Origin of the sequence: Paracoccus sp. TOH, from assembly GCF_030388245.1 — a bacterium.
Taxonomy (GTDB): domain Bacteria; phylum Pseudomonadota; class Alphaproteobacteria; order Rhodobacterales; family Rhodobacteraceae; genus Paracoccus; species Paracoccus simplex.
In genome coordinates, this window is sequence record NZ_CP098360.1 from 2,100,514 (window position 1) to 2,113,638 (window position 13,125).

Below are 13,125 nucleotides of genomic sequence, written 5' to 3' on the forward strand. Positions count from 1 at the left end.
CAACCTTCATGACTACGGTGCAGACACATCCCTTAATAATGCATTAGGCGTACCATCATTTTCAGCTGTGTAGAAAGTTCCCGGAGACTAACAAACAGGGGAAGTCTTGCCGACCTGCAACGATCTTGTTCGATTTGGCTAGGGCACGAACTCCCAGTACGGCGCCGCGCCACGGAGCGCTCTGCGCAGACCGAAGCGTTTGTCTGGTGCGGTATCGGACTGGATGAGCCGGTGCATGTCAGCGAGCACCGCCCGCATCTCTGCCGCGTAGCTGTGACCCATCAATCCAAGGTTCACCCGGCTGGCGTCGATGGTATCGATACCAGGAACGACGGCAACCGGAGGAGCGAGACCAGCTCGGTGAAAACGATGCAGCTCGCGCGAAAGGCCGATCGCCTTGTCATTTGCGGTCACGTAGAGTGTGGCCCGCGTCGATATCTGACCGTAGGCCGCTGCGAGATTCGTGAAGAGCTGCGCATCAACGTCTGGTGCAGCTAGGATGATCTGACCGAAACGAACCGGCGCAGCCGAGGCCGCGATCTTGGCGATCGCGTCCATCGCGCGTAGCAGCCCCCGATTCCCCATTGAGTGAGCGATGATGTGCACGGCGCTCACGCCCGAGCGTTGAGCGAAATTCACTAGGAAGTCGCGGATGACCTGCTCACTGCCTTCGATTGCGGCTTCGTCACCCGCATAGCCGGCGGGATAGCCGAGTGAGGGCCATGAAAAGAAGGCAGCGGGACCCCTATGCGCCAGGTCAACCTTGAGCTGGGCCGTTCGCCGGGCAACATCTACAAATTTCGTGTTGTAGCCGTGCAGGAAGACCAGACCGTCCCGTTCGGATACATTCAGGCTTGTCACCTCCTTGACTAACTCTTTCCAGAAAAGGGTCTCGTCGAGGAGGGCGCGCTCCTTCAACTTCACCCGATTATCGCCTTTGAAGATCCTCCCAAAGAGGCCCCGGCCCAGCGACCCGGCTTCGCGGTCTTCGGGCACGAAGACTGCGCACCGACCATAGCGCACCTGGTCGGCGCGCTCACCCAAGAACTGACCGTTGGTGTGCAGGCGGCGGTTGGTGCCGAACCAGACGGTAACGTGATGTCCATCAGTCGCCAAGTTCTGGACCCCATTGGCGGCGGCACCGGGAAGCTGGTTCCATTCCAGGAGGTGGGCTCGCCTGCGCGCAGCGCGGACTCCCTCGCGGCGCTGATTGATGCGGGCGCGAACTTCGTGAATGACATCGCGCAAAGGTCCATCCAGCAGCAGCGAGTGCAACTGGGCGGCCATGCGATCAAGTGTGTTTTCTGCGCGCTGAACACGATAGGCGGCAGAGGCGTCGGACATAGGTTCCCCTTCCCCCATGCCCAACAGCGGCCCCGCCGTCTCTTCGCCGATCGTGGAAGCCTCCTGAGCTAGGTCATTCTGGCCGGCTTCCTGGTCGAGTCTGGCCGCATCTTCGAGGCGCTCGCCGGCTATCTGTCGGTAAAAGCCCGCGTTGTCGGCTGTATCGATCCTATCAGCATATCCGAGGTAGCGCTTCGCCGCGAATTTCAGACCGAAACGGAGATCGGCCAAAGCCGCAGCAGTCCTAGACATCAATCACTCCGGCAGGATCCGATATGCCGCAGATCGTGCTACGGACATACACTCATTCTATAAGCTAAAACCTGGCCGTAGCCGGAGGCAAGGCCGGTAACGAGATAATTGCACGCCTGCCTGCGAAACGATGCGGCGCGGTAAGGGCCACGGGCCGCGGATTGCAACTACGCTGCCTAAGGCGCTCTTAAGCGCGAGGATGCAACGCGCAATGGACGGGGCGTACGGATCGAATCCGAAGCGATCCTGCGCGGGATTTTCAACGGGGGCATTGTCAAAGTCGGGCGTAATTCGCTTCGAAACAGTCAGGGTATAGTTGGCGCGCAAAGCCCGCTCAGTACGAACGAAAAATCCATCCGCGTCGCTGCCATCATGCCGAGATTTTGCTGCGGCACTAGTCGAGGGGCGGCTTAGGGAATTCTGCCACGCAGCGCAAAGCCGGGCCGACCGTCAGCTATGGGCCGCGCTCGCCTGCCGGCGGCGGCGGGACCGTTGATGGCGCCAAACCTGAAAGTTGCTGTGTAGCAGCATGTTGCTCGGAGCCCCATTGCGGACACTCAGAGTTGGCACTGCGAAATGTTATAGTATGTCGGCCTGGTGATGCGGGCATGCAGAATTCTCGGAGTTTGACGCCGGGCAAATGAGTAACCTGCTCAGAGGCCATTCAGGAAATGGATTGCGGCCCGGAAGCCTGAGGCTTCGGGCCGCGTCACTCGTCCAGAACTGAACTATAGCACTGGTTACTTACATCGCGGGCAGGACGGCGATGTCGCGGACATTCGCGCCGTCGATCCTGCCAACCTCCGTGGTTGCGCCGGTTTCGAGGTTGACCGAATGGAAGCCACCCTCGACCACCAGCCAGGCCTCATTTCCGCCCTTGCCGTCGGAGACGATGTCGAACCCGGCCTCGGCCGGATTCACACCGATCTCGCCAACCGGATTCAGCTTGCCGTCATTCGGCGGATCTTGCAGCACCAGCCAGCCAGCGGCGCCATCAATGTTGAAAAGCTGGGTTTTCTCGGTGCCCTTGTAGGAATTGGTATAGGCGCCCGCGATGATGTTCGGGGCAGTGCCATCCTCGTAGGCATGGCTGCCATCGGTTACCACTTCGCCCGTTTCAACCGTCACCCGCAGGCTGGTGCCATCGCTGCCCATCACCCGAAGTTTGTCGGCGACCGGGTTGAAATCCACCGTGGCCGAAACCCCATCGGCCAGTGTGGTGGCCAGCGTGCTGACCTTCGTCGCCACGCCGCTTTACGGATCGATGCTCGCGAGGGTGCCATCGGCAAAGACGCCATAAAGCATGCCATCAGCCGGGCGCACGTCGATACCGAGGAGACGCCCCTCGACGCCGGTCACGGTCACGCCGCCGGTGCGGGTCCAGGTTTCGGTATCGAGCCAATGCAACTCATTCTCGCCGGACAGGCCCACCACAGTGGCCGCCATCGCCGGTGCGGCAAGCGCCGAAAGCAGCAGACCTGCGGTAACCGATTTGATCGCATTCATGGGAAATTTCCTTCTTTGGTTGGGGTTTGCCAGTGAACCCGGCGATAACGGGCCATGTCCGTGCGGGAGGGAGAGACCGCGCGAGACATGGCCCGGGCCATGACAGCCCTGATCTGGCCGGAGGGATCAGCCCGCCGGCAGCAGAACCTTGTCGATGACATGGATGACGCCGTTCGACTGCACGACATCGGCGATCGTGACGGTGGCGACGCCGCCGGTCTCATCGGTCAAGGTGACCATTCCGTCTTTGGCCTCGGCGGTGATCTTGCAACCGCCCAGCGTCTCGATCACATGCTTGCCGCCGTCATCGGCGACCATCTTCTGCACATCGGCGGCCATCGCTTTGGCGCCGACGACATGGCAGGTCAGGATCTTGACCAGCGTTTCTTTGTTTTCGGGTTTCAACAGGGTCTCGACCGTGCCTGCGGGCAGCGCTTCAAAGGCCGCATTGGTGGGCGCGAAAACCGTGAACGGCCCTTCGCCCTGCAGGGTTTCGGCCAGACCGGCGGCCTGGACTGCGGCCACCAGCGTGGTGTGATCGGCCGAGTTCATCGCGTTTTCGACGATGTTCTTATCGGCGAACATTGCAGCGCCGCCGACCATGGGATTGTCCTGCGCCAGTGCTGCCCCCGCGGTGGTCAGCGCAAAACAGCCTGCGAAGAGAGCTTTGGTAAAGGTCTTCATGTGACTTCCTCCCGGAAATGTCTGCCCCGTTGATCGGGGGACAGGAGAAGACACGGATGGTGGTTTCAGAAAGTTTCAGGCCCCTGCGATTTTTTTCGCAGGGGCCTGTTTTTTCCCGAGCGTCAGACCCGGCATCAGATGTCGAGCAAATCACCCACGGCGAGAACCGGCCCGGTCGGCTGCCCGGTGGGCGAGCCGCCCGGCGGCTCCAGACTGATCGCCATATGGGCGGCGGTCGTCATCAGGGCGCGGATCTGGTCGCTGGTGACAGGAACCCGGGTCGAAACACCTGCCGGGATCACCCCAAGCGAGACCGGCGCTTCGGCGCCGCGCGCGATCCAGAGCTGGAAGTCGCGCCCCTCGACCGGATCGCCGCTCATATGGGCAAGGCTGATGCTGCCGGTGGCAGAGTCGTAAAGCACCAGATAGGTGACGCTGCTGCCCTCGGCCGTCAGTGATGCCGCGAGGCGGTCTGTCGGCACCGCAGGCTTCAGACCGGGCAAGGCCATGGCCAGCACAAAGGCCATTGTGGCCGCGCCTGCAAGTCCCCGCCAGAGCGCGAGGCTTGACCAGAAACCGGGCTGCGCCTGAGCGGCTCCGAAAAGCCGCAGATCCAGTGCGCGCTTGACCGCAGGCGGCAGATCCACTGGCAGGAAGCCCTCGGACAGCGGGGAAAGACGGTCCTCCCATTCCCCCACAAGCCGGGCGAAGGCCGCATCGGTTTCAACCCGGCGGGCCAGGGCCGCCTGTTCATCGGTCGGCAAAACTCCAAGCGCGAATTCCGCTGCAAGGATGTCGTCGCCATCAGGCCCATGATCCATATCGGTGTCGCTCATCTTTGCAGACACTCCTTCAGCCGCATCAGGCTGCGCCTGAGCCAGGTTCGCATCGTATTCAGCGGCACAGCATGGCGGGCCGCAAGATCGGCATAGCTGTCGCCGTCCAGATAGGCCGCGCGCACGGCATCGGCGCGACCGGCTTCCAGCTCGCCAAGGCAGCCGTCAAGCGCGCGGCGCTCTCCGGCGGCAACCGCCTGAGCTTCGGGTCCGGGTGTCGGGTCGCGGACCTCCATGGCATCATCGTCCAGCGCCGGGAGCACCCCGCGCCGCATCCGCAGCCGGTCAATCGACCGGTTGCGGGCAATCGCGATCAGCCAGGACATCGGGCTTTGCCCGGTCACCGCAAAGCGGTCCGCCTTCAGCCAGATCCCGATGAACACCTCTTGTAGCACGTCCTCAGCCTCCGCTCTGTCCTTCAAGACACGCAGACAGGTGCCGAAAAGTTTCGCCGACGTGGCCGCATAGAGCCGATCAAAGGCGGACCGGTCACGCAGCGCAACCCTGAGGATGAGATCGGTGATCTCTGGCCGAACAGCATCCGATGTCATCTGACCCTCCTATATGACGCGGGTGACTGGAGGAGTGCTAGCACCGAGACCAGCAGCACCCCTGCACCACAGAGGCCAGTCACCACCGGATTGAACGGATCGAAGTTCGCCGCGATCACCCCGATCAGCGCCCAGATGAGTGCAGGCGTAAAGGTCCAGTCGCTTCGCGGGCGCGTGAGGATCACCGTTGCAACTGCCAGAACGGCCAGCAGCATCAGAACCGCAGCCGTCCTGGCGGGCAGGAGGCCATATCCGGTCAGCACCGCCGAAAGCGCCACCCCGGTGGCCGCCGTCAGCCAGCCCGCATAGAGGCCAAGCGGCAGGCGCTGCCAGATCGCGGGTCCACTGCGCTGCCAGGCCAGAATGGCAAAGCCCGCCATGACCACGATCATCGCGGTCGCCAACAATGGCGCGTGATTGGCCGCCGCGATCCAGAACACGCCAACCGCCAGACTGATGCCAAGCGGCCCTGCCGCCCGCGCCCAGCCCGTGCCGCCACGCAGGGCACCAATTGCAGCGGCAACAATCAGCGCGAGATAGATCAGCCCCCAGATCGAGAACGCCCATCCCGCAGGTTGCGCGGGCCAGGCATCGGTGACGGGAAACTGCTCCGGCCTGAATCCGTTGAAACCCCCGGAGAGCAGCGGCGCGGCGGCAAAGGCCAGCGCCAGCAGCAGAACCAGGATCGAAAGCGTTCTTTGTGGCATCGGGTCATCCTTTCTTCGCGCAGAGCCTGTCAATTGTCCCGGTTGAACCGTTCCAGCGCAGCGAGGGCGCGGCTACGGCCTTCGGCCAGCAGGGGCGCGGTGTCTGCGCTTGCCCATCTGGCGGGGCTGTTCCAGGACGCGGGCAAGGTGGCAGCATAGGCCCGCGCGCCCTCACCTTGCAGCCAGTGGTCGCGGTAGCGGCTTTCGGGGTCAAAACTTGCGGCCTGCTTTTCCGGGTTGAAGATGCGGAAGAAGGGCGAGGCATCCGGGCCGCAGCCCGCCACCCATTGCCAGTTCATCGCATTGGCCGCCGGATCCCAATCGGTCAGACTATCCGCAAAGTGGTGCAGCCCGATGCGCCAGTCGGTCATGAGATGCTTGGTCAGCCAGCTTGCCACCACCATCCGCACGCGGTTGTGCATCCGCCCCGTCACCCGCATTTCGCGCAGACCCGCATCGACCAGTGCGATGCCGGTCTCCGCCCGGGCCCAGGCAGTGGCGGCAGGGCTTTCGCCTGCCCAGGGGAAGGCCGCCCATTCGGGGCGCCAAGGCGCCTCCGGCATCTGCGGGAAGGCCAGCAGCAGATGCCAGGCAAACTCGCGCCACAGAACCTCAGAGAGGAATTTCTCGCTGCCTGCGGCCAGGGATGGCTCGACCTCACCCCGCAGGCTTGCCGTGGCCCAGATGCGGCGCGGGCTGATCTCTCCCAGAGCGAGGTGCTCGGAGAGGCCAGAGGTTGCGTCGATATCGGGACGGTCGCGATGGGAGGGGTAATCCCGTGCGTGGTCAAGGAAATCTTCCAGCCGCTCGAAGGCGGCGGCTTCTCCTGCCGGCAGCGCGTGTTCTGCCAGCACAGGTGCGCCACGATACATATCCGGCGCGAGGTTCAGGGTTTCCACGCGCAGATCCCCGATGGCTGGGAGTGCCGTCAGCTGTCCGGGGGGCGCCAGCGGGCGATCCGGCCCGGCCTGCCGCACGGCCCGGGCGAAGGGAGTATAAACCTTGTAACTGCCGCCCGCGCCGGTGCGAATCCGGGAGGGATGGATCAGGAGGTGCCCAGGATGCAGGTGCAGCCGAACCGGCCCACCGCCGAGCGCATCACGCAAAGCCGCCTGTACCCTTTGCTGCGCAGGCGCGGGCCAGTCATTCTGATGAATGCTGGTCGCGCCGAGGCGGGCCGCGAGGGCTGGCAGCAGCGCTGCCGCCTCGCCCTCCAGCACGGTGATATGTTCGCCGGTCCGCGCCGCCCAGGCGGCATCAAAGGCCGCAAGCGCCCGCCCCAGCCGCCAGCGGCTGGCCGAACCTTGCGCCCGTGTCGCCGCATCCAGAATGAAGACCGGCAGGACAGGGCCGTCAGCGCAGGCCGCCGACAGTGCCGCGTTGTCATCAAAGCGGAAGTCGCGGCTCAGCCAGAGGATTGCAGGCATCGTCATGCCGCCATCGCGATATCATCGGCATGGCTGTATTCCACCTGCACCACATCCGTCCGCCCGGTGGCGAAAGTCGCGGCGCAGCCCTCGAGGTAATAGCGCCAGCCGCGCAGGAAGGCCGCGTCATAGCCAAAACGGTGGATACGCGGCGCGGCCTCGGCCATGCGGGCGGCCCAGATCCGGCAGGTGCGGGCATAGTCCTGCCCAAAGGAGAAACTGCCGCGCAGCGCCAGCCCCGCCTTTGCGCCCTGATGCGCGAGGATCGCCGGGCTGGGCAACATGCCGCCGGGAAAGATATGCTGGCGGATGAAGTCGGATCGTTTGCGATAGACCGAGAATTCGGCATCCGACACGGTGATCGCCTGCAGGACCGCCCGGCCTCCTGGTGCGAGGCGGGCTTTCAGTGTGGCGAAATAGGCGGGCCAGTAGCGCTCGCCCACCGCCTCGATCATCTCGACCGAGACGATATTGTCGTATTGCCCGCCCGCATGGCGATAGTCCTGCAACCGGATCTCGGCCCTCCCGTCCAGCCGCGCATCGGCATAGCCCTTTTGCGAAGGCGAGAGCGTCAGCCCGGTGACATGGCGGCCGGTGTTGGCGGCCGCCTCGGCAAAGCCGCCCCAGCCACAGCCGATCTCCAGAATCCGCTCGCCGGGGGCGAGACGGGACAGGATGCGGTCGTTCTTGCGGGCCTGCGCGGTCTCCAGATCATCCGTGCCGTCAAACAGTGCCGAGGAATAGCTCATCCCGGGGTCAAGCCAGAGCTGGTAGAACTCATTCCCGACATCGTAATGTGCGCGGATGTTGCGCGACGAACCTGCCAGGGAATTCGTGCGCAGCCGGTCGGTCAGGCGAAAGCGCAGACCGGAAAGCAGGCCCTGCCGGGCCTGCCCGCCAAGATGGTCAAGGTTGCGGATCGCGAGCACCAGCAGCGCCTCCAGATCCGGGCTGTCCCAATGACCGGCGATATGGCTCTCGCCAAACCCGACATCGCCGCGCTGCGCCAGTGCCGCGAGCATCGCCCAGTCGGTGATATGGATCACGGCCTCGGGGCCGTCAGTTCCGAACTGGTGGCGATGGCCTTCGGGGGTGGTCAGGGAGAGACGCCCATGGCGGATGCCCTCAAGCGAGGCGAGGAAGCGGTTTCTAAGCAGGCTCATCAGCTGATTTCCTCATTCGGGGGCGCGGGCAGGCGGCGATAGGCGGCCCCTTTCAGGCGCAGGCGCAGGGCCTGCCAATAGATCAGAGCCACAATCCGCAGCGCCCCGCCCGGACGGCGCAAGGCCGCGGCAAGCAGCGCGGGCTGGCGGAGGGGCCGGGGTGTCGCGTGCAGGGTGGCGACCAGACCTTCTGCTCCGTTGATCTGCCGGATCAATATCGCAACCTTGTCGTTGGTCACGGTGAAACCGAACTCATAGCCGCCCGCAACATCCTGAAACGGCGAGACATGGAACAGCTTTTCAGAGCTCAGCCGGTCTTCGGGCCGGATCGGCGCGAAATCTGCCAGGTGGCACAAATAGGAATGGCGCTGACCAAAGGTATTGTTCACCTCGGCAATCACCGCCAGCAGATCCGGGCCGCGCAAGACCATCCAGAAGCTGACCGGATTGAACCAGAAGCCGAGAAAACGTGGCTGCGCCATCAGCGCGAGGGTCATTGTGTCATCGCGTGTCAGCCCCGCCTGTTCCAGCGCAGCCCAGGCCCAGGCCGCCCCTGCGCCCGCCTTGCGCCTGCCGCCATGATCTGGCTGATGAAAGCTGAAAAGTCCCATACGGCCCAGCCGGAACAGGCCCTGAGGGCGGACAGCCTCGGGCGACAGCAACAGATAATCCACGCGGTAGCGAAAGGCATGGCGCAGCGCCCCGCGTCTGGCATGGCTGACATCTGCCGTCAGATGCAGCACCTCTCCCCCCGTCAGGATGGATGCGAGATCACCCATCCCTCAAACCGTCGCGGGCGAGAGCTGGCGGGCGATCCGCATGGCGCTGGCAAACCCGTCCTCATGGAAGCCATTGCGCAGCCAGGCACCGGCAAACCAGGTCTGCCGCTGGCCCTGCATCCCCCGCAAAGCGGTCTGGGCATTCAGCGCGGTATGGTCGAAGACCGGGTGGCGAAAGACCGTCTCGTCATAGATCAGCGCCGGGTCGATGGTCGTGCCGGGGTTGAGGGAGACGAAAAGCGGATCCTCCTCGGGCAGCGATTGCAGCCGGTTCATCCAATAGGTGACACCGACAGCCTTGCCAGACGCCGGGTCGTCATCGCGGTAGATCCAGGAGCTCCAGCATTTGCGGCGGGTCGGCATCACCCGCGGATCTGCATGGAGAACGGCGCGGTTGTCCTGGAACTGCACCGCACGCAAGGCGGCAGTCTCAGCCACCGACGGGTCACTCAACAAGGCCAGCGCCTGATCGGCATGGCAGGCCATGACCACGTGGTCGAAGGTCTCAGACGTGCCGTCGGTCTGAACGACCACCCCGGTATCGCTGCGCGTGATCGCGCGGACCGGGGTCGCTGGCCGCAGGCTGACCCCAGCCGCCGCCAGCCGATCCGTGAGCAGGGTCACATAGCTGATGCTGCCTCCCGAAACCGTCCACCACTGATGCTGACCGCCACGCGACATCAGCGCATGATTGGACATGAAGCGCAAAAGCGCCTCTGCCGGAAAGGCGCCGATCTGGCGCGCAGGTGTCGACCAGATCGCGCCGCAGATCGGATAGAGATACCGGTCGCGAAACCGGGGGCCAAGGCCCAGTTCGCGGATCAGCTGGTCGATGGTCAGATCGGCACGGCCCCGCGCCGCCGCCTCTCCCTGCGCGTTGAAGCGCAGGATGTCGCGGATCATCCGGTGAAAGCCGGGCCGCAACAGGTTCGCGCGCTGCGCGAAAACCGCATCCAGCGAGCGCAGCGCATATTCCACCCGACCATGGTCCAGCGAGACACCAAAGCTCATATCGCTGCGCTGCACCGGCACGTCCAGGTCGCGAAACATCGCCGTCAGATGCGGGTAATTGGCGTAATTGAAGACGATAAAGCCGGTATCGACCGCCACATCGCCCCGCCGCCCGGCCATCACTGTACGGGCATGGCCGCCCAGGCGCGGGGCTGCCTCATAGAGCGTGACCTGATGGTGGCGCGACAGCAGCCAGGCCGAAGACAGGCCGGAAATACCGCCGCCGATAATGGCGATTTTCTGTGGTGCGCCGCGGGATGCATCAAAGGGCAAGGTGGTCTCCTTCGGTCCTTTTGGTGAGGAATACGCAACCCCCGGAGCAACAGATCATCACCCGACGTAAAAATCTCCGACACCGGCAAATTTTGTGACGCAGTGATCTGATCCGTGCGCTGCGACGTATTCCGCTCCATGATGCAAGATGACCGCAGCAGCCAGATTGTGATAGCGCCGCCCGAGAGCAGGGGCGCAATGCATCATGGCGATGCGCGACCGGCATCTGAGGAGAACGGCTTTTTGTCCGATGAGAAGACCAGCCCGACGCAGCCCACGCTCTGGCTGCTTGCGGTGCGCGACCGCCGCGACCGCGCGGCCTTCATGCAGCTCTTCGACCATTTCGGCCCAAGGCTGAAGGCCATGCTGATCCGGGGCGGCTTGCGCGATGGCAGCGCCGAGGATGTCGTCCAGGATGTCATGCTGACGGTCTGGCACAAGGCCGCGCAGTTCGACCCGCACCGCGCCGAGGCCAGTGCCTGGATCTATCGCATCGCCCGCAACCGCCGCATTGACCTCGCCCGCCGCAAGCCGCCGCCCGAACCAGATCCGCTGGCGGATCCCGAAGGATCGGAGCCCGATGCGCCGCAGATCCTTGCGCTTGGGCAGGAGGCAACACTTTTGCGCCGCGCGCTGGAGGCATTGTCGCCCGATCAGGCAAAAGTGCTGGAACAGGCCTATTTCGAGGATCTGCCGCACAGCCGCATCAGCGAGATGACCGGCCTTCCTCTGGGCACGATCAAATCCCGGATCCGGCTGGGGCTGGAACGACTGCGGCGCGACCTGAAAGATCTGAGGCAGCCATGACCGCGATCACGCATCACATTTCCGACCATCTGCTGGACGCCCATGTCACGGGCAACCTGCCGCATGCGTTTTCCGTCGTGATTGCTGCGCATCTGTCGCTTTGCGATACCTGCCGCGCCCGCGCGGAAGCCGCCGAGATGCTGGGCGGCGCGCTTCTCGACCGGGTGAGCCCGCGCGCCATGAGCCCAGGGGCAAAAGACCGGCTGCTGGCAGCGTTGGATGATACTCCGCCGCCCCCGGCCGCAATCACACGCTCGGGCATATTTCCCGCGCCGGTCATGCAGGCGCTGGACGGCCAACCACCGAAATGGCGGATGCTGGGCGGCGGCATCCGTCAGCAGATCCTCTCGGCGGATCGGGAGGGCTCGCTTCGCCTCCTCTATATCCCGGCAGGCAGGGCGGTTCCCGAGCACAGCCATGGCGGGCTGGAGTTGACGCTTGTCTTGCAGGGCAGCTTCTCGGACAGCGAAGGGCGTTTTGGCGTCGGCGATGTCGAAACCGCCGGCGATGAGGTCGATCATCAGCCCGTGGCCGGGATGGAGGGCCCCTGCATCTGTCTGGCCGCAACCGATGCGCCTTTGCGGTTCCGCGCGATGATCCCGCGCCTGCTGCAACCCCTGTTCCGGATCTGAGCCGATGGGGCTCGGCGGCAAAAGCATCTGGATCATCGGGGCAAGCGAAGGGATCGGCGCGGCCCTCGCCCGCGCCTTAGCGCAAGATGGCGCAACGCTGATCCTGTCGGCGCGCAACGCGAACGCGCTTGAAGCGCTGGCCGCAGACTGCGGCGGGGCGCAGGTTCTGCCTTTGGACCTTGCGATGCCCGGCGGGCTTGCGGCGGCCTGTGAAGGGATCGCCGCGGGTAGTCTCGATGCGGTGATCTGCACTGCGGCGCTTTACGATCCCGGTCTGGTTGCCGACCTCGACCCCGGGGCGACAGCGCGGCTGGTGGCGGTGAACCTTCTTGGCAGCTTTGATGTCGCGCGCCTGACCCCACCGCTGATCCACGATGGCGGCCAGCTCGTGCTGTTCGGATCTGTCGCAGGCTATCTGGGATTGCCAGGAGGCCAGCCCTACAGCGCGACCAAGGCGGCGGTGAACAACCTGGCCGAGACCCTGCGGGCCGAGCTGGCCCCCCGCGTCGATGTGCGGCTGGTCTGCCCCGGTTTCGTCAGCACGAGGCTCACGGACAAGAACGCCTTCACGATGCCCGCGATCATCACCCCCGAGGTTGCGGCGCAGGCCGTGATCCGAGGGTTGCAGACCCGAGCCTTCGAGCTGCACTTCCCAAAGCGCTTTACGCTTGCGATGAAAATCCTGCGGCTGCTGCCTTATGCACTCTCGTTGCGCCTGACCGCGCGCCTTGCGGTCAGGAAACTCGACCGCTGAGCGCCGCCACCCCCGCCCAGGCGGCAAAGCCGGTCAGGAAGGTGCCCCAAAGCCCGTCCACCACCACCTGTTGCCAGGACCAGTCGGCCAGCGTGGCGTAATTCGTCATCTCATAGGTGCCATAGCACATCGCGCCAAGGAGCGCCCCGAACAAGAGCGCCTGCATCGGCGCCCCCGCCTTCAACGCGGGCCAGGAGACGAACAGCAAAAGCCCGGCGACATAGAACAAGTAGAACACCGCCGCCGGTCCCAGCCGCAAGGGCGAGGCGAACAGATGCCCGACATGCGGCTCGAACACCGGGCGCACGATGTAGCGGATGCCCAGCATATCGAGCCCCAGGAAGACTGTCGCCGTGACTGTGTAGAGCAAAACCACATTCAGCATGGGGAACCTTTCAT

The 13,125-nt window shown here is 64.4% G+C and carries 13 protein-coding genes and 1 pseudogene; 3 read left to right on the forward strand and 11 right to left on the reverse strand.

Going from position 1 to position 13,125, the window contains the following annotated elements:
• Nucleotides 1–138: 138 nt before the first annotated feature.
• The 10 genes and pseudogenes from NBE95_RS10405 to NBE95_RS10450 form a co-directional block, all read right to left on the reverse strand.
• Nucleotides 139–1,596, reverse strand: coding sequence for an alpha/beta hydrolase (locus NBE95_RS10405; RefSeq protein WP_289893820.1), 1,458 nt, complete (start codon nucleotides 1,594–1,596; stop codon nucleotides 139–141).
• A 744-nt stretch (nucleotides 1,597–2,340) separates the two neighbouring features.
• Nucleotides 2,341–3,102 (reverse strand): annotated as a pseudogene (locus NBE95_RS10410) (DUF4394 domain-containing protein).
• Between the two features lie 126 nt (nucleotides 3,103–3,228).
• On the reverse strand, nucleotides 3,229–3,786 hold the full coding sequence (locus tag NBE95_RS10415) for a fasciclin domain-containing protein (RefSeq protein WP_289893822.1): 558 nt from the start codon (nucleotides 3,784–3,786) through the stop codon (nucleotides 3,229–3,231).
• Between the two features lie 134 nt (nucleotides 3,787–3,920).
• Nucleotides 3,921–4,622, reverse strand: a complete 702-nt coding sequence (locus NBE95_RS10420; RefSeq protein WP_289893823.1) for an anti-sigma factor — start codon at nucleotides 4,620–4,622, stop codon at nucleotides 3,921–3,923.
• The gene (locus NBE95_RS10425; protein ID WP_289893824.1) at nucleotides 4,619–5,173 is read right to left on the reverse strand and encodes a sigma-70 family RNA polymerase sigma factor; all 555 of its coding nucleotides are present in this window, start codon (nucleotides 5,171–5,173) and stop codon (nucleotides 4,619–4,621) included. The genes NBE95_RS10420 and NBE95_RS10425 overlap by 4 nt, the downstream gene beginning before the upstream one ends.
• Entirely contained in the window at nucleotides 5,170–5,880 is a 711-nt protein-coding gene (locus tag NBE95_RS10430) for a tryptophan-rich sensory protein (protein ID WP_289893825.1), read from the reverse strand. Before NBE95_RS10430 ends, NBE95_RS10425 begins: the two co-directional genes overlap by 4 nt.
• A 29-nt stretch (nucleotides 5,881–5,909) precedes the next feature.
• On the reverse strand, nucleotides 5,910–7,313 hold the full coding sequence (locus NBE95_RS10435) for a deoxyribodipyrimidine photo-lyase (RefSeq protein WP_289893826.1): 1,404 nt from the start codon (nucleotides 7,311–7,313) through the stop codon (nucleotides 5,910–5,912).
• Nucleotides 7,310–8,470 (reverse strand): cyclopropane-fatty-acyl-phospholipid synthase family protein, encoded by a 1,161-nt coding sequence (locus NBE95_RS10440; RefSeq protein WP_289893827.1) that lies wholly within the window; start codon nucleotides 8,468–8,470, stop codon nucleotides 7,310–7,312. Before NBE95_RS10440 ends, NBE95_RS10435 begins: the two co-directional genes overlap by 4 nt.
• A complete protein-coding gene (locus NBE95_RS10445) occupies nucleotides 8,470–9,249 on the reverse strand; it encodes a DUF1365 domain-containing protein (protein WP_289893828.1) in 780 nt (259 codons plus the stop codon). The genes NBE95_RS10440 and NBE95_RS10445 overlap by 1 nt, the downstream gene beginning before the upstream one ends.
• A 3-nt stretch (nucleotides 9,250–9,252) precedes the next feature.
• Nucleotides 9,253–10,533: an FAD-dependent oxidoreductase gene (locus NBE95_RS10450; RefSeq protein ID WP_289893829.1), complete on the reverse strand. Its 1,281-nt coding sequence runs from the start codon at nucleotides 10,531–10,533 to the stop codon at nucleotides 9,253–9,255.
• A 243-nt stretch (nucleotides 10,534–10,776) separates the two neighbouring features.
• Between NBE95_RS10450 and NBE95_RS10455 the strand changes: the two genes are divergently transcribed.
• Genes NBE95_RS10455 through NBE95_RS10465 form a run of 3 tightly spaced genes read left to right on the forward strand, consistent with a single transcriptional unit; the run spans nucleotide 10,777 to nucleotide 12,726 of the window.
• Nucleotides 10,777–11,340: a sigma-70 family RNA polymerase sigma factor gene (locus NBE95_RS10455; RefSeq protein WP_289893830.1), complete on the forward strand. Its 564-nt coding sequence runs from the start codon at nucleotides 10,777–10,779 to the stop codon at nucleotides 11,338–11,340.
• Nucleotides 11,337–11,972: a ChrR family anti-sigma-E factor gene (locus NBE95_RS10460; protein WP_289893831.1), complete on the forward strand. Its 636-nt coding sequence runs from the start codon at nucleotides 11,337–11,339 to the stop codon at nucleotides 11,970–11,972. Before NBE95_RS10455 ends, NBE95_RS10460 begins: the two co-directional genes overlap by 4 nt.
• A gap of 4 nt (nucleotides 11,973–11,976) precedes the next feature.
• Complete coding sequence (locus NBE95_RS10465; protein ID WP_289893832.1) at nucleotides 11,977–12,726, forward strand: SDR family NAD(P)-dependent oxidoreductase; 750 nt, start codon at nucleotides 11,977–11,979, stop codon at nucleotides 12,724–12,726.
• On the opposite strand, the gene NBE95_RS10470 is transcribed toward NBE95_RS10465, so the two are convergent.
• Nucleotides 12,707–13,108 (reverse strand): DUF2177 family protein, encoded by a 402-nt coding sequence (locus tag NBE95_RS10470; RefSeq protein ID WP_289894872.1) that lies wholly within the window; start codon nucleotides 13,106–13,108, stop codon nucleotides 12,707–12,709. The two genes, NBE95_RS10465 and NBE95_RS10470, sit on opposite strands and share 20 nt — an antisense overlap.
• Nucleotides 13,109–13,125: the final 17 nt, after the last annotated feature.